This window comes from Euzebyella marina (assembly GCF_014855515.1).
Taxonomy (GTDB): Bacteria; Bacteroidota; Bacteroidia; order Flavobacteriales; family Flavobacteriaceae; genus Euzebyella; species Euzebyella marina.
On the sequence record NZ_JACYFK010000003.1, the window covers coordinates 623,487 to 645,960 of the forward strand.

19 protein-coding genes are annotated in these 22,474 nt (G+C 35.8%); 17 read left to right on the plus strand and 2 right to left on the minus strand.

Annotation, left to right across the window (positions count from 1 at the left end; translation table 11 throughout):
• Positions 1-868: 868 nt before the first annotated feature.
• The 6 genes from sbnA (at position 869) to IL356_RS15780 (ending at position 8,674) form a co-directional block, all read left to right on the plus strand.
• Complete coding sequence (sbnA, locus tag IL356_RS15755; protein WP_225621527.1) at positions 869-1,855, plus strand: 2,3-diaminopropionate biosynthesis protein SbnA; 987 nt, start codon at positions 869-871, stop codon at positions 1,853-1,855.
• Positions 1,833-3,638: an FAD/NAD(P)-binding protein gene (locus tag IL356_RS15760; RefSeq protein WP_121848469.1), complete on the plus strand. Its 1,806-nt coding sequence runs from the start codon at positions 1,833-1,835 to the stop codon at positions 3,636-3,638. Before sbnA ends, IL356_RS15760 begins: the two co-directional genes overlap by 23 nt.
• On the plus strand, positions 3,635-5,113 hold the full coding sequence (locus tag IL356_RS15765) for a type III PLP-dependent enzyme domain-containing protein (protein ID WP_121848470.1): 1,479 nt from the start codon (positions 3,635-3,637) through the stop codon (positions 5,111-5,113). The genes IL356_RS15760 and IL356_RS15765 overlap by 4 nt, the downstream gene beginning before the upstream one ends.
• 60 nt (positions 5,114-5,173) lie before the next feature.
• A complete protein-coding gene (locus tag IL356_RS15770; protein WP_121848471.1) occupies positions 5,174-5,773 on the plus strand; it encodes a DUF2652 domain-containing protein in 600 nt (199 codons plus the stop codon).
• A gap of 238 nt (positions 5,774-6,011) precedes the next feature.
• Entirely contained in the window at positions 6,012-6,449 is a 438-nt protein-coding gene (locus tag IL356_RS15775; protein WP_121848472.1) for a response regulator, read from the plus strand.
• An 83-nt stretch (positions 6,450-6,532) separates the two neighbouring features.
• On the plus strand, positions 6,533-8,674 hold the full coding sequence (locus IL356_RS15780; protein ID WP_121848473.1) for a catalase: 2,142 nt from the start codon (positions 6,533-6,535) through the stop codon (positions 8,672-8,674).
• Positions 8,675-8,911: 237 nt separating this feature from the next.
• On the opposite strand, the gene IL356_RS15785 is transcribed toward IL356_RS15780, so the two are convergent.
• Entirely contained in the window at positions 8,912-9,436 is a 525-nt protein-coding gene (locus IL356_RS15785) for a DUF421 domain-containing protein (protein ID WP_121848474.1), read from the minus strand.
• A 237-nt stretch (positions 9,437-9,673) separates the two neighbouring features.
• On the opposite strand from IL356_RS15785, the gene IL356_RS20170 reads away from it, so the two are divergent.
• The 5 genes from IL356_RS20170 to IL356_RS15805 all read left to right on the plus strand — a co-directional run bounded on the left by IL356_RS20170 (position 9,674) and on the right by IL356_RS15805 (position 14,655).
• The gene (locus IL356_RS20170; protein WP_262689281.1) at positions 9,674-10,423 is read left to right on the plus strand and encodes a UvrD-helicase domain-containing protein; all 750 of its coding nucleotides are present in this window, start codon (positions 9,674-9,676) and stop codon (positions 10,421-10,423) included.
• Positions 10,368-11,735, plus strand: coding sequence for an ATP-dependent helicase (locus IL356_RS20175; protein ID WP_262689283.1), 1,368 nt, complete (start codon positions 10,368-10,370; stop codon positions 11,733-11,735). The genes IL356_RS20170 and IL356_RS20175 overlap by 56 nt, the downstream gene beginning before the upstream one ends.
• A 6-nt stretch (positions 11,736-11,741) precedes the next feature.
• Entirely contained in the window at positions 11,742-13,139 is a 1,398-nt protein-coding gene (locus IL356_RS15795) for an exonuclease domain-containing protein (protein WP_121848475.1), read from the plus strand.
• A gap of 731 nt (positions 13,140-13,870) precedes the next feature.
• Positions 13,871-14,215, plus strand: a complete 345-nt coding sequence (locus IL356_RS15800) for a single-stranded DNA-binding protein (protein ID WP_121848476.1) — start codon at positions 13,871-13,873, stop codon at positions 14,213-14,215.
• A 59-nt stretch (positions 14,216-14,274) separates the two neighbouring features.
• Positions 14,275-14,655, plus strand: a complete 381-nt coding sequence (locus IL356_RS15805) for a DUF6876 family protein (RefSeq protein WP_121848477.1) — start codon at positions 14,275-14,277, stop codon at positions 14,653-14,655.
• Between the two features lie 250 nt (positions 14,656-14,905).
• Here IL356_RS15805 and IL356_RS15810 read toward each other — a convergent pair whose 3' ends face one another.
• On the minus strand, positions 14,906-15,373 hold the full coding sequence (locus IL356_RS15810) for a hypothetical protein (RefSeq protein ID WP_121848478.1): 468 nt from the start codon (positions 15,371-15,373) through the stop codon (positions 14,906-14,908).
• 555 nt (positions 15,374-15,928) lie between these two features.
• Here IL356_RS15810 and IL356_RS15815 point away from each other — a divergent pair.
• The 6 genes from IL356_RS15815 to IL356_RS15840 are packed head-to-tail and all read left to right on the plus strand — an operon-like array spanning position 15,929 to position 22,471.
• Positions 15,929-16,597, plus strand: a complete 669-nt coding sequence (locus IL356_RS15815; protein ID WP_121848479.1) for a recombinase family protein — start codon at positions 15,929-15,931, stop codon at positions 16,595-16,597.
• A 32-nt stretch (positions 16,598-16,629) separates the two neighbouring features.
• Positions 16,630-17,904: a DUF2130 domain-containing protein gene (locus IL356_RS15820; RefSeq protein WP_121850671.1), complete on the plus strand. Its 1,275-nt coding sequence runs from the start codon at positions 16,630-16,632 to the stop codon at positions 17,902-17,904.
• A 17-nt stretch (positions 17,905-17,921) separates the two neighbouring features.
• The gene (locus tag IL356_RS15825) at positions 17,922-19,487 is read left to right on the plus strand and encodes a type I restriction-modification system subunit M (protein ID WP_121848480.1); all 1,566 of its coding nucleotides are present in this window, start codon (positions 17,922-17,924) and stop codon (positions 19,485-19,487) included.
• Positions 19,471-20,724: a restriction endonuclease subunit S gene (locus IL356_RS15830; protein WP_121848481.1), complete on the plus strand. Its 1,254-nt coding sequence runs from the start codon at positions 19,471-19,473 to the stop codon at positions 20,722-20,724. Before IL356_RS15825 ends, IL356_RS15830 begins: the two co-directional genes overlap by 17 nt.
• The gene (locus IL356_RS15835; protein ID WP_121848482.1) at positions 20,721-21,893 is read left to right on the plus strand and encodes a toll/interleukin-1 receptor domain-containing protein; all 1,173 of its coding nucleotides are present in this window, start codon (positions 20,721-20,723) and stop codon (positions 21,891-21,893) included. Before IL356_RS15830 ends, IL356_RS15835 begins: the two co-directional genes overlap by 4 nt.
• Entirely contained in the window at positions 21,875-22,471 is a 597-nt protein-coding gene (locus IL356_RS15840; protein WP_121848483.1) for an SLOG domain-containing protein, read from the plus strand. The genes IL356_RS15835 and IL356_RS15840 overlap by 19 nt, the downstream gene beginning before the upstream one ends.
• Positions 22,472-22,474 lie beyond the last annotated feature (3 nt).

Consider the following 22,474-nt stretch of genomic DNA (forward strand, 5'->3'; position numbering starts at 1 on the left):
TTAATTCGTAGCTGGAATACCAATGGTTTTATATAATCTAGGCTTGGTTTATTAACGATTATCGAAGTTCGAATCGATGTAGCGTATCATCTTTAATTTATCAAAATATATAGGATTGGTTGTCATGCTCTTAGCAACCGAATTAATACATTTCCATCACATAATCTAGGTTTGTATTTGACTATTAATTTAATGTTGACCATGTCCTATAATTATATTTTAACAAACTACTTTATGCGAGAAGAACTTAATACAACCCTAAGTTCATCAAATATATGCGGTAAATTATGTTAAAGGCGATAGGTATTGGATAGCAAATAATTTATATGAATAACATGGGAACTTTTGCGGTAGGTATGTCGGCAATACTATTTATATATGTTATTTTCCTTTACATATCTTCCATTTTTATATTGGGGAAAATTGACAACCAAATTGATATTGAAAAGGTTAAGGCTGACATCGTTAGAATTTTAATGTATTGGAACGAGAGAATTTTTAAAAAAAGGAATACTAAGAAAATCTCTTGATATAGGAACAAGTATAAGTTTATAAATAAAAAGTCCTATCCCCTCTACAGTCTTCAAGTTATTCTCGTTACCCATAGGTTTAGACTATTAATTATCTTGAAATCAACACTATTAAATTTTTTGTTTCAGTTCTTTCCATGTGTTCTTATAGAAGAATTTTTGACACACTTTAATCAAGCTAAAATCAAAATGAATCGAGCAGCATAGAGCATCTTAATTATCCTGAATTTGCAGTGGTTTAAAGTATGTGGATTACTTTATAATACCTAGGTTTCTGAATTTAAGCTCAATTAATCACGGCTAAAGTTACAATTATGAGAAATGTTGCATTGCATATCATGGATACTATAGGAAATACCCCACTAGTAAGATTGGGGCGTTATTTTAAGGAGAATAATGTATATGCCAAACTAGAAAGTGCGAATCCTGCAGGGAGCATGAAGGACCGTACTGCTCAACGTATAGTTTCGGAATTAATTAGAAATGGTACTGTTAGAAAAGGGGGGACACTTATAGAGTCTAGTTCGGGAAACATGGCCGTGGGCTTAGCACAGGCATGTCGGTTCTATGATTTAAAACTGATAGTTGTAGTTGACGTTAATCTAAATGCTCAAAATTACAAATTATTGGCAGCTTACGGGGCTGAAGTTGTCCGAGTGACAGAGCCTTTACCTAATGGTGGCTTTTTGGCCGCGCGTTTACAAAAGGTTCGTGAGTTATTGAATTTGTATCCAGGAAGTGTTTGGACCAATCAGTATGCAAATCCTAACAATCCCAAAACCTATTGGAATGTCATGGATGAAATTGTTGAATCATTGAAGAGTCAACCAGATTATTTATTTGTTGCCACCAGCACTTGTGGATCGCTAATGGGCTGTGCAGATTATATACAAGAGAACGAATTGTCAACAAAGTTAATAGCCGTTGATGCAAAGGGGAGTGTTCTTTTCGGCGGCGTATCTGGCAATAGGAGAATTCCGGGACATGGCGCAGGGGTTCCGTCCAAATTTTTAGATGTTCGGAAAGTGCATGAAGTTGTTCATGTGTCTGATTTGGAATGTGTAACTGGTTGTAGAGATTTATTGGACAAAGAGGCAATTCTCTCTGGCGGTTCTTCCGGAGGTATCATCACTGCTTTTAATAAAATCAGATACAAAATACCCAAGAACGCTACATCAGTTCTTTTATTACCAGATAGTGGTGAGAGGTATTTAGACACTATTTACAATGATCATTGGGTGCTGGAAGGTATCAATCAAAAAACAAGTGATGACAATCTTATACTGAACCAAAATATGTTAGATGGCGCCTATAACACCATATAAGATTGCTATAGTCGGATTGGGACCAAAAGGGTTATATGCTCTGGAACGTTTGTTGTCTCAGATAAAATACAATAGTCGGGATATATCATTCGAAATTAATATTTATGAAAAATCAGGGTTTCCAGGAGCTGGCTTTATATATCAGCCGAATCAGCCAGACTACCTCTTAATGAATTATCCAAATCGGAAAATAAATGCATGGGTGGATGAAGTGCCTAAATCAATTACTTCTGAAGCAGTAAGTTTCGTGGAGTGGTTATCGCGAAAGGAAGGTATTGATATCTATAAACTTGAAAATGGTTATTCTTCCAGAAAAACAGTTGGAGGTTATTTGGTTCATTGTTTCAATCTTTTGTTGAGGAACAAACCGGACAATGCAAAAATTAATATTTATCACAACGAGGTTCGTGATATTGTTAACTATGAGAATGGCGTAGGTATATATTTAAATGAAAATGGTAGTTCTCATAAAATTTTCGTTAATGAGGTTTTACTAACTACCGGGCACTCAAGCTTCAAGAGTGGAAAAAGAAATGATATATCCTGTAATGGAACATTTATTCCATTTGTATATCCTGTTGAAGAAAATTTAGCAGCAATTAGTGAAAGGAGTCATGTGGGAATAAAAGGAATGGGTCTCACATTCATTGACGCTGTCTTGGGCCTGACGGAAGGTAGAGGCGGGAGATTTGAATTGTTAGCCAATGGTAACTATAAATACCATCCCTCAGGAAAGGAACCAAGCAAAATATTCCCCTTCTCTAGAAGTGGTATGTTAATGGTTCCTAGAACTGGCATTGAAAATAAAATACGATACACGCCCAAATTTTTCACCCTAGAGAATATTTTTAAGGCTTCTCTATCCGAAAATTATATTCACTTCATTAGACATATTCTACCATTATATGTGGCGGAGACCCGATATAGATATTATAGTGTAATTACAAAAAAATACAGTTTCGATTTTGAGGTAAATAATGATTTGGAGAAAATGGAATTTCTCATTAAAGCATTTCATCAACGCTATCCTAACGAATACAAATTTGTGTTTGGAGACCTTTTTAAGACAAGGGCCTTTGTAAAGGAAAAAAGCAAACTGAATCCTGTCGATTATTTAAACTATATAGTACAAGAGTGTAAAAAAGGATCTCACAGTAGTGGATTTATGGCGGCTGCCCTTACATGGGGGGATTTGAGTGAAATTTTCAATCGGGTATTCAGTTTTTCCGGTCTATCGGGAGATTCACATTTTGTGTTTGACAAAAAATATCGATCAAAATTGAACCGGATATCCTATGGACCTCCTTTGGCGAATATGGAAAAAGTTTTATCCCTGGTTCAATCGGGCATTATTGACTTCAGTTATTGTATCGACCCTACGGTCGTTAAAAAAGATAAAAATTGGGAGATTCTATCGCTAGATGGAAGAAATAGGGACCATCTTGATGTTTTAATTGATGCACGAATCCCAACAGCTCAATCTACCCGGGACTGGGGTCCCTTATTTACCAACATGAGACAGCATGGTATTTTACGTAGCTATGTGAATCATAATGATAAGAGCTATGATGTAGGTTGTCCTGAAATTGATAGGCAGGGTAAGGCTATATCCACTGACGGTGAGTCGCTCAAAAATATATCCATCTATGGCACTCCTACTGAAGGAGTAGTGTACGATAATGATACATTGTCAAGAAAGCGAAATAATTTCGCTTCCATTTGGGCAACTCTTGTTCTAGAAAATGCGAGTCAAGAAGAAATGAATTTTTCAGATAAGTTATGATTGAAAATATATCAGAAATAAAAAATGTTTATAAGGCAAAGAGCGATACACCTTTAACTCCAAAAATGAGTGAATGGATGAATAATATTATGGGGAGTTCAGAAGTCCTCGAATCATTATTCGAGAAATATGACTCTCCTATAAATGTACACCATCTCCCATCTTTCAGAGATAATATAAAGGACTTTCAAGATGTTTTCAATAGGTTGGAACTGAAAGGTCAAATTTATTTCGCAAGAAAGGCCAATAAATGTACCAGATTAGTAAAAGAGGCTTTGGAGTTCGGCATTGGCGTAGACACGGCTAGTTATACAGAATTAAATCAATCACTGCTCTTAGGAGGAAATCCTGACAAATTGGTATTAACGGCTGCCGTTAAAAATAGAAAATTGATGCAGTTGGCTATAACTAATCAGGTAGTCATGGTTATTGATAATTTAGATGAATTGCAAATGGCCAATCAAATAGCTGGTGAATTAAATCAAAAATGTAACGTGGCTATTCGATTAAGCGGTTTTAAAGTGGGCGGGGAGAAACTCTACAGCCGTTTTGGCTTCGATATCGAGAGAGATATATTTAGCCTTAAAATGTGGTTCTCGAACAATGACTTTCCCAATTTGATGCTTCGTGGAATTCATTTTCACTTAGATGGATATAGTATCCGACAGCGCGGGGAGGCAGCTCAACAGACCCTACAGATAATAAAGGAATTCCGTCAACAAGGAAACGTGATAGAATTCATGGATATTGGAGGGGGAATTTTAATGAATTATCTGGAGTCCGAAAATGAATGGAACGCCTTCCAGTACAATTTAAGATCTTCCTTGTATGGTAATCAAAAAGAAATAACTTTTAGGAATGATGGTTTGGGATTACACCTAGATGAAGAGGCCAAGACTATTAGGGGTAATTTACGCACATACCCATATTATAATAGTGTAAACGGGCCCGAATACTTGGAAAATGTTCTTCAATATAAAAATTCTGAAGGGAAATCGGTTGCGGATATTTTAAAGGAATTGAATTTAGAAGTTAGAATTGAACCTGGCCGGTCTCTATTAGATCAAGTGGGGATAACCATGGCCAAGGTCATTCACAGAAAAATCGATGCTAATGATAATTGGTTGGTGGGTCTTGAGATGAATATGAGCCATCTCAAAAGTTCCAGCGCTGACTATTTGGTGGATCCCTTTCTTGTTTATAAAAACCTTCCAACAGAAAGGGAGGAAGTTCAATTATACTTTACTGGAGCCTATTGCTTAGAACAGGACGTACTCTTAAAACGAGCTTTAAAGTTCCCAGGTTTGCCCTCTCAAGGAGATGTTGTAATTTTTGTGAATACGGCGGGTTACATGATGCACTTCTATGAAACGCAATCACATTTAATTAATTTGTCTACCAATATTTTCACCTATCAATCAGAATTTCAAATGACAGATGAATTTCAAGAAGACATCGAACCTGAAAAAAAATAATGGCGTTATTGGCCGAAGCCTGATAACATAGCTTATTGCACTCAAATATTTATTCATAATATGAATCCTAAACCTACCTTATTATGTATCCCTGATATTAGTGGGTTCACAGAATTTATGTCCAAAGTTGATTTTGACCTAGGGTCAAAAGTGATACCTTCCCTCCTAAATAATATTATATATTCAAATAATATTGGACTTAAAATTTCTGAAATTGAGGGAGACGCGGTCTTATTCTACAAACAGGGGAAACTTCCTTCCTTCGATGATCTTATAAATCAATGTAAAAAATTCTATACAGATTTTTATTTCCATATTGATGAGCTCATCAAAAAGGAAGATTCTGCTAGGGCCAAGGATATTCCAAAGATCTTAGGGCTTAAAATTATACTTCACTTTGGGGAGGAGATTGCTCACGTGAAAGTTGGTAAGCATATAAAACTCATTGGAGAGGATGTAATAACTGCGCATAAGCTACTCAAGAATGATATTGCCAAGAACGAATATATTTTGTTATCGGAAAAGCTTTTAGCACAATTCAATGAAAACTTCAATGAGGTGATTACTTGGGAAAAATTACACAATGATGTTGTGTACGACGAACATGTGGGGGAAATTCGACTTCAATATATAGATTTGTCACCTCTAAAACCCGTATAGACAAGCTGTAAAATTTTTAGTAGTTGGCAAGTTACCTAGATAGCTAATTATTCGATGATGATATGTAATACTTTTAAGTAGGTATATTCTTATATCGTTTTGAGTTAACTTAAAAATTTTTGGCAACAAATTTCTAACTCAAAATCTAAGAATTTCGTTTCTACAAGAAATGGCAAAGGACTCTATCCTTTCTTTCAGATTACATCTCCTAACTGAATTAATTATAAATGAAATTTAGATGAAAATGAAAAAGTCTAGGATATTTTTAGTGGATGACGATAAAGATGATCAACAACTTTTTAAAGAAGCCTTCTTAGAATCAAAGTGCTCTGCTGAATTAAAGATTTATAATAGTGGGTTGGAGTTGATGAGTGCTATTTCATCCGAACACAGTAAACCTGACATGATTTTTTTAGACTTGTATATGCCAGGAATGGATGGCGAGGAATGTTTAGAGGCTCTTCGTAAGAATAGCAAATTTGACAATGTACCTATTGTAATTTATTCCACTGAATTTGATATTGATCGCATAGCTAAATTATTTTCAATCGGAGCAAATAGGTATTTAAAAAAGCCCGATTCCTTCAATTCATTGGTAGCATCCATACAAACTTCAGTCGAGTCACTTCGTCGTAATGCATTAGGGGGAACTGCGATTATTAACATTGTTGCATAGATTTAAAATAAATGGAGGAATATCAATTCTAAAAGCGAATAACCATTTTATAAGTAGTTAACAACAATCTAAAATCAATTATCATGGCCGAAAAGAATAATGAAAAGTCATCAGAATCCGATAAATCACGTCAACTTGAAGAATATACTATTGACTATGCGAATAAACCTCTCACTACAAGGCAGGGTTTGAAAGTAAATGATACCAATAACTCATTAAAAGCTGGCGTGAGAGGGTCAACACTTTTAGAAGATTTTCTACTTCGAGAGAAAATTACAAGTTTTGATCACGAGAGAATTCCAGAAAGAATAGTACATGCCCGAGGAAGCGCGGCACATGGATATTTTGAGTTAACAAAAAATATCAAAAAATATTCAAAGGCTGGAATTTTTACCGATACCTCTAGAAAAACTCCAGTATTTGTCAGATTTTCGACAGTGGCTGGGTCAAAAGGGTCAACCGATTTGGCGAGAGATGTTCGGGGGTTTGCAGTAAAATTTTATACAAAAGAGGGGACATGGGATTTAGTAGGTAATAATATGCCCATTTTCTTTATTCAAGATGCGATGAAATTCCCCGATCTAATTCACTCGGTGAAACCTGAACCGAACAATGAAATTCCTCAAGCAGCCTCGGCACATGATACATTTTATGATTTTGTTTCCAAAACAACCGAAACATTACACAATCATATTTGGGTTATGAGCGATAGAGGGATTCCTCGAAGTTACAGAATGATGGAGGGTTTTGGCATACATACCTTTCGATTAATAAATGAGGAAGGAAAATCTCATTTTGTCAAATTTCATTGGAAACCGAAACTGGGAGTTCACTCTGTAACTTGGGACGAAGCTGTGAAAATCAGTGGGGCGGATAGTGATTTTCATAGAAGAGATTTATGGGATGCAATTGATTCGGGCAATTTCCCCGAATGGCAATTAGGCATCCAAGTTGTTGCTGAAGAAGATGAGCACAAATTTGACTTTGATTTATTAGACCCTACCAAACTTATACCCGAGGAAATGGTGCCTGTTGAAATTATTGGGCGCATGGTACTCAACAAAAATCCAGAAAACTTCTTTGCCGAAACTGAGCAAGTCGCATTTTTGCCTGGTAATATTGTTCCTGGAATTGACTTTACGAACGACCCACTTCTTCAAGGTAGGCTCTTTTCTTATAGAGATACTCAATTATCCAGATTAGGAAGCCCTAATTTTCACCAAATTCCTATCAATAGGCCAGTTGCTGAGTCGTATGTAAATCAACGTGATGGCCATATGCAAATGGAAATTCCTAAAGGGCAAACTGCGTATTTTCCAAATGCTTTGGGTGGAGGTTGCCCCTATTTGAGTAAAGTCGCCGATGGAGCGTTCGAATCTTACCAAGAACGAATCGACGCCAAGAAAATCAGGGGCAGAAGCGAAAGTTTTAGTGACCATTTTTCACAACCAGCATTATTCTACCGAAGTTTGGCCGATTGGGAAAAAGAACATGTTATATCTGCATATTCATTTGAATTGGGTAAATGTAACCACGAAGAGATTAAAAGTCGTATGCTATTTATAATTGGCCAAATTGATTCCAATTTAGCTAAAAGGGTAGCGGATAATTTAGGAATGGAAATACCCGAAGATATTGATAGACCCTTGAATCAATCAATTGGGGCGGATGCGGTTGTTGAGGACCATCAGCCTGGAAGTAAAAAAATATATCTTGAGAAATCTCCTGTTTTGAGTCAAGCCAACACTAAATTTGATACTATTGCTACTAGGCAAATTGCATTTTTAGTTGCTGACGGATTCCATATGCAATCTTTTCAGGCCATGCGGAAAGCTTTAGAAAATGAAAAGGCTGTTGTGAAAATAATTGCCCCGCATGGAGGAATGGTGAAATGTGATGAAGGAATGGATCACAAGGTCGATGCAGCGATCATGACTACGGAGAGTGTTCTTTTCGATGCGATTTATATTCCGGGCGGTAAGAAATCCGTCAATGTATTAAAAGAAGAATCGAAATTTCTCAAATTTATCAATGAAGCATTTTCTCATTGTAAATCCATCGCTGCAGATGGAGAGGGTGAACATTTATTAGAGACCTCTAGTATAAAAGAATATAAGGAAGATGAAGCTATTCTAATTAATGAAAAACCGGAGTTATTTATAGATGCTATATCAAGGCATCGAAATTGGAAGCGAATGCAAGTAGCGCAAAAAATTCCTGTATAATACCAAATTTAGAAAAACCCCAGCAATGGTAAACTACTGGGGTTTTTTTAGCTCAAATAAGCCCTTTTTGAAAAAATGTTTTATCACATGTGAACATAATTGATAAAGGTTCGATGAGTAACTTCGACTTTATCATAAATGAGGTATATTATGCGCGTTGCCTTAAAATCATTTTCATACAACTACCCTTTGAAAAAGATAGTTCATGCTGATAGGAAACAACTAAGCAGTGGTGTATTAAGATTTTTGCACATCGGTTAGTAACCACGGGTCGAGTTTTATATCTCCATCAATCTTATGCAATACACTTATATCGCCCGTGGTTTCGAAAATTACAGCAAGTACCTCATCTAATGAAGCGACGTTTGCCTCTCTTAATTTTGAGCGTAAATCACTTTCGGTTACCCTAGCCTTTTTTAAGTTGTCCTTTATAATTATTCGTCCGTCCATAAGAAGTAAAGGTGAGTTATCTACCGCTTGCTTTAACAATTTATATCTTCGGCCGATTGCAACAAGAATTTGCAATATATAAATACTTGCCAATCCCATTATACCACTTACTAAAGATATTGAAGGAGAGAGAATTGTCGATGCAATGACCGAACCAATAGCAACGGTCATTGAAAAATCAAAGCTGGACATTTTCGAAAAACTACGTTTTCCGGCTATTCTAGTAAATAGAATGACAGTGAAGTAAATACCCATAGTACTTAGTACTATCCTATAGGGTGTCGGTAAATTAATTTGCAATAATTCCATCATGTAAATAGTAATTATAATTCTGATAATTTTTTATCAAAGTTTTGATTGAAAAGTGACCAAGGAATGCATTGGTAATCCCTAATTTTATAAGTCTTTATCACCAATAAGGAAATTGGTAAAATTAATCTATTCATCATCGCAGCGTATAATTTCACTATAGTAAATTATCGCCATCTTCAAAAGATTTATTATAGTCAACGAAGGTATTAATGATTAATTTAAATATTTAATATTTCTATGAGCTATAGAGAATCACTAAACGAGCAGCAGTTGAAAGCTGTTGAATTTAAAGGGCAGCATCTCCTTGTACTTGCCGGTGCCGGTACTGGGAAAACAAGAACGATAATTGGAAGAGCTGCTTATTTAGTTGAAAAGGGTGCACAGGCTTCAAAAATTCAAATATTGACCTTTACTAAAAAAGCCGCTAATGAAATAGTTGAGCGGGTAAAATCTAATTTGCCTAAAGCAAGCGCTCAATCCTTAAATGGAGCAACGTTTCATAGTTGGTGCAATCAACTGATTATTAAATACCCCAACTTATTTGGAGCAGCAAATTTCACAGTCATTGATCCTGATGATCAGTTGGGAATTATGAAAATGATTTGTGGAAACTATAAAGAGGCTTATAGCAAATTTAGAATTAAACCCCAACAGCTCATAGACATTTACTCGTATGCTAGAAATACTAAAAAAAACCTGACAGAATCTTTGCGTGATTTAGTTTACAATGGAAAAAACGATAAAGATACAGATTACGAAATCTCAGCAATCAAAACAGATGTAGAATTACTGCTGAGGGCTTATCAAAAGAAAAAAATGGAGTTGCGCTATCTAGATTATGATGATCTATTATTGGTGGTTTCTACACAACTAAATTCGAACCCCGAAGCTAAATCCCTATTGGCTCAAGATTTAGATTATTTGCTTGTTGATGAGATGCCAGGACACGAATCCTTTACAGTGGGAATTGCTAACGCCATTTATTAATATTTGTCATCTTTTCTGTGTGGGTGACGATGCACAATCCATATATTCTTTCAGGGGAGCTGATTTTAGAAATGTAAATGAATTTAATAGACGTGTTCCTAATTCTGAAATTTTAAAATTAGAAAAGAATTACCGCTCAACACAAGAAATTTTGGATATTGCTAATTGGCTATTGGAAAAATCCCCTATCGATTATAAAAAGAAATTAAAATCCATTAGAGGTAGCGGAGAAAAACCTTTGTTGTTAAATGTAAGTGATGAATGGCAAGAAGCCAATTGGGTAGCCAATGAGATTTTGAAGAATTATTCGGAAGAAGACCGTCAATTTTCAGACCACCTAATACTTTCTCGGTCTCAATATTATACTAAAACCTTGCAAGCTGTATTCATAAGAAGAAAAATTCCTTACATCACTTTTGGTGGTCGAAAATTTCTCCAGGCTGCACACATTAAGGATTTAGTTTCGCTATTAAGGATTGTCAATAACCCATATGATGAAATCGCATGGATAAGATTTCTAACCTTTTGGGAGGGCATTGGTGAAGTTAAAGCATCAAGAATTATGGCAATAATTCTTGCGGACCAAGGTAGTACCGAAATACCTATTCTTTTAAAAAGGGCGATACCGGGGAAAGATGGCGATAAAATTTCTGGGTTATATGAAGAAATTCAAAGGGAAAGGGGCAAGGTTGGCAGAATGGTGGATATTGCATATGAAGCCATGTCGTTAGGTTTAGCATTTCGATATAGAAAAGACTGGATTGAAAAGCGTAAAGGTGATTTTCCGGTTTTAAAATTATTGGCAAATAGCTATTCGACATTGGCAGAATTTATTGGCGAAGGTTTATTGGACAATGCCGAGAATTTAAATGGATCTCCCGTGTTAAGTGAATCGCAGTTGACTACTTCCGAAGATAGGGATCATGTTATAATATCGACAATCCACTCGGCAAAAGGTTTAGAGGCTGATATTTGTATCGTATTGAATGTATCCCCAAAATCATTTCCATCTGCTAGGTCTTTAGATGACATGGAAGCTATAGAGGAGGACAGAAGAGTATTATATGTAGCCCTAACGCGTGCAAAAAATCGACTTATTATTACAAGAAACATAGCATCTATCTCTGCCATTCACGGAATATCTGAATCGGTCCAATTGAAGAATTTATCACAGGCCAATGAAAGCTATTTTTTAACTTCTATACCAGAGGATTTAGTAAACCAACAAACTATTGGTCCTAATTTCATGAAAATTAGGGATGCCGAGAAACCCAGTAAATTGGATCTGTCCTCTGGAATGGATTTTAGTTAAAGTAATATGCTGAGAAGAAATTTTGCCATCGTATCGCTCGTTACCTACGGATATAAAACTAAACCTCAAAGAATAATTCAGTTGACCGTGAGTAAACTTCAAGGTACTCATTATGAACCTATTTTTCATACTAATGTTAATCCAGAAGAGCCAATACCTTCTTATGTCGGCAATAGAACTGGTTTGACTGACGCGATATTGCACCAGGCGCCCTCGTTCTTAGATATTGCCCAAAGGTTATTAAATGAGCTTGACGATTATATTTTAGTTGCACATGATGCATCATTGATTCATTATGCTTTACAATCAGAGTTCAATTATTTGGGTTTTGCATTTAATGCTGCACACCTTTGCACTAAGCGCCTAGCAAAAAAATTAATGCCAAATATGACGAGTTACGACTTATCATATTTGACTAGAGTATTAAACATTCCATATGAGGAAGGAAACTATTCCGATCGTCTCGGGCAGGCGGTTTCTATTCTATTTCAAAGATTGGTGCTGTTAGATGAGAAGGGGGACCTAATTTCTAATCTCTTAAATTCTAAAACTGGGAAGCTTAAAAATGCAATCAAAGACTCTCATGGCTCGAAGTTCAGCCAATTGCCAAATACGCCTGGCATCTACAAATTTCAAAATAGCGAAGGGAAAGTAATCTATGTAGGCAAGGCTAAAAATATTAAAAAAAGGGTCTTAAGCCATTTTTACAGCAATAGTAAAAAGGAAAGATTACTTTGTGAAAGTACTAGTGATATAGATTTTGAAAGAACCGGGAGTGAACTTATCGCATTATTGAGAGAAGCAGATTTAATCGATAAATTAAATCCCATCTATAATTATATTCAAAAGAAAGATTATATCACTTATCATATAATATCCCAAAAGAACAAATTGGGCCTTATGGAGCTAAAAATCGAAAGAAGGCCATTTATGCACTCTCCTAATGAGATATTTTTAAAGAGGGGCGATGCCATTAAACGGTTAATCGAACTAACGAGTAAATTTAGGTTGTGCCCATTGAAGACTGGCTTGAAAAGTAGATTGGGAAATTGTTATCTTGATGAATTTTCGAATTGTGATGGAGTATGTCAAGGTAAGGAGGATATAGGAACTTATAATAATAAAGTCGCTAATGCTTTGCAATATATTGTTAATGAAAAGGATAATTACGTAATTTTTGAAAAAGGACGTGTTGAAGGTGAAAAGTGCTTGGTATTAGTACTCCATGGGGTATATCAGGGATACGGTTATCTCGACCATTCTCAATCTATTGCTTCAATTAATGAGCTGAGGAATTTTATTGACAATAAAAAGCATTCATACCATACTGCTAAAATTATTGCGGCATACAGAACTCGTTATCCACGGAAAGTACGATTAATTGAAGAGAATGATATAAGGTAAATTGGACAAATAGGCCTCCTGCAACGAATGGAGATGTACAGGTTTATTTTATTTCAATTATCATACATTTTCTCAGCACTTTATCTCTCTATTTTGGATAAAGAGCTTCGCTAAAAAGTCTTGGACACACCTGTTGTTTTTAGCCTTCATTCCATTTAGCCGAACCGCCACGCCGGTTCGGAACACTTCATTCCGTTCAAAAAACAGGTAAGTCCGCTTTACCCATCGGTAGGCCCCGATTCTGATTTTCTTCCCAGGATGAACGGTAAGGTCTTTTCGTGCCCTTTCCCGTTCATCCCTGAAAATCGAACCGTACCCTTCTAAATTTTAAGGGGTCTATAATGTATAAGGCCCTTCTCGTTTTGCGGAACTGCGCAAAACGGGGAATGGCATAACCGATTCCAATTTAAATCCGATTGTTTCCCGGTTAAACTTTCCGTACACTCGGTCTACCACCAGATTTAAAGGAATCGCTAATGCCCTTATGGAACCTATCAAGACCAAGGCGAGTTTTTGTGAAAAATAAGGTTTCTACTTCACTAAAGTTTTAAATGGAACAACTGAGTAGCAGACACTCCCTATTTGTTCACAAAAAGTCTTGACAGAACCCACCTTATCCATAGTGCGGTGCACAAAGGAAATCAAACAAACACCCCTTAAAATTTAATGTGCACACCAAAGGGAATTATTAATTATGCCTCCCATAGAGTAGGCTTTAAAATCAAATAGTTATGAGTACCATTAGAAATTACGTACAGTTGATCGGAAATGTTGGACAAGAACCAACCATTACCAATTTGGATAACGGAAAGAAGGTTGCCCGGTTTTCATTGGCTACTAATGAAAATTATAAGGATTCCAATGGGGTCAAACAAACGGATACCAATTGGCATACAATTGTAGCATGGGGCAAGACAGCGGAGGTAGTGGAAAAATTCATTACTAAAGGCAAGGAAGTTGGATTGACCGGTAAATTGAAGACTAGAACTTATACTACCGATGACGGAAACCAACGCTATGTGACCGAAGTAGTAGCCGACGAAATATTATTAATCGGTAACAAAGGAAAAGAGTAAATGGAGTAAGGGGCGGAACAAGTTCCGCCCTTTCATACAACAACTAAAAACTCAGTAAAATGAAAGCAAAAGCAGATGAAATAATGGAACAACTTTCACAATTCATAGGAACAGAAGGGTTCTACAGGCTACCATTATTTAAAACTAGATATACCGACGGAATCAAATACCTTTCCGAAGTTGCGGAATGTTTTTGGTTAATTACCGATGCCTCGATAATGGCCAAAAGTCTGAGAACTTGTAGTGAATTTGTAACTATAGATTTTAAAAGGCTCTCTGAAACGGAAAGAATGAATTTGGAATATGAAGCCGAAGTTATCTATAGTGATGGAAACAATAATGTTCTGGTAAAACAAGAATACCTTTATACGGATTTTCCATTGGATGAACTTCGTTTATTCTTCATTAATGATACCTTGATGTTACCGAGTGAATATTAATAATTCGAGTAAAGGATTAAGTAATCACAGATTGATTGTCCTGATGATGGTCATTCATCCATTTTTCAGATAGTTCAAGAAATGCTATAATAAATTGAACTTATGTGAAAAGCATTGTCCTACATTTCAATAAACAGTCATAACCAACCCTGTTCAGAAAAAGGTTGCTTTTATAAAACTTCCTTTATAATTAGAACTAGAAACAAAGAAAGCCCCATAGAGGGGCTTCCATATATTTACAAACGGGAGATTAGTCCCCCTCGCTCAAAGAGAAACTACCATCACCACTGAAAGACTCAACGGTAATCGTCACCGTCCATATCCCAGAAGTTCCTGCATCGGTTACCCCAGAGAAAGAATCCGGTTCAACCGCTCCGTTCAAGGATCTGTTCAAAACGATATTTGCGTCCGCATCCGTTACGATCATATTGAAGGTGCCATCTGTGGTCGCCGTGATATCGGCATTGTAATCTGCCGTAGTGAGATTGTTGTTCCAGCTGAACATACGCGTAGTGGAACCACCGTTGCCAGTAAAACTTGCATCGATGTCACCATTGAAATCGGATTGGTCACCAACGGTAAAGTCAGAAGGGCTTGTTCTTAAAGTAGTTCCATTGACCGTTACGCTTGCGGTAGGGTCATCATCCTTGCTACACGCAATTACGGTCAATACCATTATTCCTGCAATAACTGATTTGAATAGATTTGAGGTTTTCATAATTTACTTATTGGAAAATTTTTAAAACTATAGTTTTTGTTTTGTTGACCTTTAAACAACGATACTAACAATTTCCCTACCCTGTTGTGGTAATGTTTCTCCTTTTTGTTGTGAAGCGCACCATAATCGTTGTGAAATTTATTTCCCTGAAGGATTTGCAAAATGGGTAATCATCGAAAAAACGATTAGAAAATTGTTATTTCCCAGGTTTTTGTTTGACCTGTGAATTACAAGAGCAATTGCGAAAATACAATAGTGAATGCGAAAAGTACAGAACCTATTGCGAAAGGCAGAGAGTAGATATGTGCTGAACACTTTTCTAAATTGGTGCCATTAATTAATAGCAGTTTAAAGATAGCCCATTAACAATTAAAGCATCTAAACCAAATCTATTCTGTTATTTGTTCGTCAATTGCCGTTTCATGTGCCATTCCAAGTGTACAAAACCCACCGTTTAAATAAACTTTGCCAGCCATACCAGATTGTTAATATTCTAGAGTTTACTATTACCGTACACTTTAATAGTTTACCTTGTACACGTATAAATACCACAAAATGAAATTTGGGTACGCAAGGGTAAGCACCAAAACACAAAAGCACGATCTGCAGGTCGATGCATTCTTAAAGGAAGGGGTAGATTCCAAAAACATCTATGCAGATATTTCATCTGGAGCCAAAGCAGAACGAAAGGGTCTGGATGAAATGATGTCGAAGTTACGCGAAGGCGATACCGTGGTTGTCTGGAAACTGGACCGGATAGCCAGAAGCCTTTCTCATCTTGCCAAATTGATCGAGGAATTTGAGCAAAAAGGCGTACATTTCAAGAGCATTCAAGAGAGTTTTATCGACACCACCTCCCCCCATGGTCGGTTTGTTTTCAACATTTTCGCATCCGTAGCCCAATTGGAAAGAGACATTATTATTGAACGGACCCGCGCCGGACTGGAAAGTTCACGGCGTAGAGGTGTACGGCTTGGCCGTAAACCGGGCTTGAGCAAAAAGGCTGAGCACAAGGCTATATTGGCTGAACGCTATTATAGGGATAATGAATTGAGCGTTGAAGAAATAATGAAATTGATTGACGTAGGCTCCAAGAAAACGCTCTATAAGTATCTCGCTATTCGCGGACGTAGGACTTGTAAGGAATGTGGTTCTTTGTTTTGGGATAAAGAACAAGATTTAGAAAATGCTTTTTGTTCAAAACACAACCCAATCAAGAATTAACAATTGTTTCGATTACAAATAATATCATTAAAATGAATAAGAATACAGAAGTTAAATGTCCAAATTGTCAAGAAGTCTTTAAAGTAGACGATTCGGTTTATTCTGATATAGTTAAGCAAGTTCGGGACCAGCAGTTCCAAGATGAAATTAAAAATCGCTTGGATATTGCAGAAAGACAAAAGGCTGATGCCCTTCAATTGAAAGAGTCGCAGTTGATAAACGAATTCCAACAAAAATTTGCTGAAAAACAAAGAGAGATAGATAGACTTCGAGAGAAAAGCAAGACTGAGCTGATTCAAGAAGTCTCAAAAAAAGACAATACAATTAGGGACTTGCAATCCAAATTAGAGCAAGCGGAAACACAAAAGAAACTGGAACTGCAAGAGGCAGTCAGTGTCTTAGAAAAGGAAAAGGACAAACTAGAAAACAACCTTAAAACAAAAGAGGTAGAAAAAGAATTATTAGCCAAATCTCTAAAAGATGATTTTAGAAGGGAGTTGGAAACCAAAGATCAAGTCATAAAATACCGTGACGAAGAAATTGAGCGCTTAAAAGATTACAAGCAAAAGCTTTCAACCAAAATGGTTGGCGAAACTCTAGAACAACACTGCGAAATTGAGTTTAATAAAATAAGACCTACGGCTTTTCCAAATGCCTATTTTGAAAAGGATAACGATGCTTCCGGGGGTAGCAAGGGTGATTTTATTTTTAAAGATAAGGATGCAAATGATAATGAAATTGTATCCATTATGTTTGAAATGAAAAATGAAAATGACCAAACTGCCACTAAAAAACGGAATGAAGATTTTTTTGCCAAATTGGATAAAGACAGAAATGCCAAGGGATGCGAATATGCCGTGCTTGTATCGTTATTAGAGGCTGACAATGAGTTTTACAATACTGGAATAGTGGATGTTTCTTATAAATACGACAAGATGTATGTTATTCGTCCGCAATTTTTTATTCCGATGATTACCCTATTACGCAACGCAGGTAAAAAATCACTGGAGTATAAAACGGAGCTCAGTATTATGCGAAATCAAAATTTAGATATTACCAATTTCGAAGAAAAAATCAATGATTTTAAAACTGGATTTGCTCGAAACTATGATTTAGCTAGTAGACAGTTTGGGGATGCAATCAAAGAAATTGATAAAACCATGACGCATTTACAAAAGACAAAAGATGCACTGCTGGCATCTGTCAATAATTTACGTTTGGCAAATAACAAAGCGGAGGATTTAACTATAAAGAAGTTAACCTACAACAATCCCACGATGAAGGAAAAATTTAATGAATTAAAGTAAAATAACTCAACCAATAAATGGCCAAGAAAAAAGTACTGAAGACCAAATCTATAGAAGAAACCCTTTGGCAATCGTGTGATAAGCTAAGAGGCTCTGTTGAACCCTCGGAATACAAACACGTAGTATTAGGGTTGATTTTCCTGAAATTTACCAGTGATAAATTTGAACAACGAAGACAGGAGCTCATTGCAGAAGGTAAAGAGAAATATGTAGAAATGAAAGATTTCTACAATATGAAAAACGTATTCTTTCTAGAAGAAGTTTCTCGTTGGTCCTATATCAGTAAAAATGCAAAGCAAGATGATATCGCTATTAAAATTGATACGGCTTTGCACACCATCGAAAAAAACAATCCATCGTTAAAAGGAGCCTTACCCGACAACTATTTCTCTCGCTTAGGTTTAGATAAATCCAAATTAGGATCATTACTAGATAAAATAAACGAGATAGATACGCTACAAAATGAAGGTCAGGATATTGTTGGAAGAGTGTACGAATATTTCCTATCAAAATTTGCGCTAAAAGAAGGAAAAGGAAAGGGAGAATTTTACACCCCAAAAAGTATTGTAAATCTAATTGCCGAAATGATAGAACCTTATAAAGGCATCATCTATGACCCTGCTTGTGGTTCTGGTGGTATGTTCGTGCAATCCATAAAGTTTATAGAAAATCATCACGGTAATAAGAAAGAGGTCTCTATATATGGTCAAGAATATACGAACACTACTTATAAACTAGCTAAGATGAATTTAGCCATTCGTGGAATCGCTGCCAATTTAGGCGATAAAGCTGCCGATACCTTTGCGCAAGACCAACACAAGGACTTAAAAGCCGATTTTATTATGGCAAATCCTCCTTTCAATCAAAAAGATTGGAGAGGTGCTGATGAGCTGCAAGACGACCCACGATGGAAAGGCTATGATTTACCTCCAAAAAGCAACGCCAACTATGGTTGGATTTTGAATATGGTAAGTAAACTGTCCGAAAATGGTGTGGCTGGATTTATTTTGGCTAATGGGGCTCTCTCCGGAGGTGGTGAAGAATACAAAATCCGTAAAAAATTAGTAGAGAATGGCTTGGTGGAAGCCATTGTTATTCTACCAAGAAGTATGTTCTACACCACAGACATTAGCGTAACACTTTGGATTTTAAACAAAAACAAAACCGAACGCACTGTTGAATTACCTGATACTATAAGAAACTATCGTAATCGTGAGGATGAAATTCTGTTTATGGATTTACGTCAAAAAGGGATTCCCTTTGAAAAGAAATTTATCCAATTTTCAGAAGAAAATATCCAAGATATTACCAAAACCTATCACAGTTGGCAGCAAAAGGAAACTGACTATAAAGATGTTCCTGAATTCTGCTATTCAGCTTCGCAAGAAGAGATTATAAAGAAAGACTTCTCTTTAGTGCCTAGTAAATATATTGAGTTTGTAAACCGTGACGAGAACATCAATTTTGAGGAGAAAATGACGGCTCTACAAACGGAATTAAGCGATTTGTTGCAACAAGAAGCCGAGAGCAAGACCCAATTGTTAAACGTGTTTAAAGAATTAGGTTATGAGCTCGAACTATAAAAAACTTGGCGATTACATACAACCAGTAAACAAAAGAAATACTGATTTAAAGGTAGAAACACTGTTAGGGGTAAGTATTCAAAAAATATTAATGCCATCCATAGCAAACACGGTAGGTACAAATATGAAAACCTACAAGATTATAGAGAAAAATCAATTTGCTTATGGTCCAGTAACATCACGTAATGGCGATAAAATTTCCATTGCTTTATTACAAGATTATGATGAGGCTATTATTTCACAAGCATATACGGTCTTTGAAGTAATTGATAAAAACGAACTGAATCCCGAATACCTAATGATGTGGTTTGGAAGACCAGAATTTGACCGTTATGCTCGCTTTAAATCACACGGTTCTGCAAGAGAAACCTTTGATTGGGATGAACTCTGCGAAGTAGAACTCCCCATCCCTTCCATAGAAAAACAACGCGAAATAGTTAATGAATACAACACCGTTACCAACCGCATTGAACTTAATGAACAGCTTAACCAAAAACTGGAAGAAACCGCACAAGCCTTGTATAAGCATTGGTTTGTGGATTTTGAGTTTCCTAATGAAGAAGGTAAACCTTATAAATCTTCTGGTGGTGAAATGGTTTTTAATGATGAGTTGGATAAGGAGATTCCTGTGGGGTGGAGAGTGGAGAGATTGGAAAAATTAACTAAAAAGGTCTGTGTAGGGTTTGTAGGCTCTCTTTATGATTCTTATTGTAGCAAGGATGAAGGTATACCAATGCTAAGGACAACTGATTTAACTTCTCAAGGAATGTCTTATAAAGACCTTAAATATGTTAATAAGAAATTTCACAGTAAACATATAAAATCTCAATTAAAGAAAGGAGATATTTTAGTAGCTAGACACGGAACAAATGGTATGCCTGTTATTTTTGATGCCGATTTTGAGGCTAATTGTTTGAATACAATAATAATTAAGCCAGACGAGCTTCGAATATCATCTAAATTAATTTATTGTTATTTGAATTCTATAGAAACAAAAAAACAGATTCAAGGTTCACTTGGTGGCTCAGTTCAATCAGTACTTAACACCAAAATAATTTCAAATTTATTTTTCTTCAACAGTAATGAAATTACTGATTTAATATCAAGAAAATTACGATTTTTTCAATCCGAAATTGAAAGAAAAAGAAGCCAATTATTCCAACTAGAAGAACTTCAAAGCTTGTTATTAGCTAAAATGACTAAAGTTGAACTTAAACATTACTGTTCTCAAAGATGAAATACAAATATCAACTCATAACACTAGGCTCAGACGTTCGTGAAAGGCAAATAATTATTAACCAAATAAGGGAGGATTTAAGGAATCTCAAATTGCCTGAAGAGTTTATTAAAGTCATTCCGGCATCCTCTATTGAAGATGAATATAAGGGTAACCAACCTGCATTTGCGCTGTACTTTGGAGACACTAGTAGCGATTTTAAGGATTTAGATGTTACTCAGAAGCTTCTGAAAGATGGTACGATGATTCTACCAATCTTTTATGACAGTTTTGAAACCGATATACCACGCGTTTTAGAAAATCAAAATGCCATTAAATATTCAGAAAATGAATTAAATAGAATTACTAATGTTGTCTTAGAAGCTTTTGAATTGTTAAGAAGTACAAGAAAAGTATTCATTAGTTATCGAAGAGCAGAATCTACCGGTGTAGCTATTCAATTATATGAGGCTTTAGAAGCCTATAATTTTGATGTGTTTCTTGATACGCACTCAATTCAAAAAGGAGAACCTTTTCAAGATGAATTATGGCATCGTATGACAGATTGTGATGTTATTGTACTACTAAATACTCCTGGTTTTTTGGAAAGTCATTGGTGTAAAGAAGAATTTGCAGAGGCAAATGCAAAACAAATAGGAATTGTCCAGCTGGTGTGGCCAAATCATCAAATAAAGGATATTGACAAATCTTCATACCTCTGTTATCCTATTCAGTTAAGTGAAAACGATTTCACAAAAAAAAAATATGATAAAACTGATCAGCTAGTTGAATCGATGATTGAAAATATAATTGTCGAAGTTGAATCTGTACGCGCCAGAAATCTAGCTGCAAGACAGGACAATTTAATCACCGAGTTTAGAAACATGGCTGAAAAAAATAATAGAATCGTTACCGTACAGCCCGAGAAAATTTTAACAGAAGACCGGCCAACTGGTGAGCACATTATCTACATTCCTACAATTGGTATACCGCGCTCTACTAGTTGTCAATCTGCCGAAATAAAAAAAGAGTTAATGGGATACGATGAGGTGTCTATACGCTTGATATATGATGATTTAAGAATACGTGATAAATGGTTACAACATTTGGAATGGTTAAATGATAATTTCAAGAAGGACATTAAAACACTAAAAAAACAAGAATTTCAAGGATGGCTACAAAAATCTTAAAAAATATTTTTCTATCAGCAAGTATTCCTCTTCCTGATAGACATCCCAAGTACATAGAAACAGCAGACATTATTGCAATTCGTGATTCAGTTATTGCTTTGACAACAGTCATATTGCCACACCACAGAATAATTTGGGGTGGTCATCCATCAATAACGCCATTAATTTATTACGTGATGGAAAAATTGGATATGAATATCCAAGAACACGTGAAGCTTTACCAATCTTTATGGTTTAAAGATATTTTCCCTGCAGATAATAATAAGTTTGAAAATATAGTATTCACGAAAAAAGAAGACAGCATTCCTGCTAGTATAAAACTACTCAGAGAAAAGATGTTCTCAGAGAATGAATTTTCAGCAGCAGTTTTTATTGGCGGAATGGATGGTATTGAAGACGAATATAGAATGTTTAAAGAATATCATCCAGAAGCATTATTACTTCCTATAGCTAGTACAGGTGCAGCAACTAAATTAGTATATGAGAATTTATTTCCTCAAAACCTAAAAAACAAAAGACTTGAAAAGGATTATGGGTATATGTCTTTGTTTCAAAAATTTCTAATGGATAAAATTTAATAG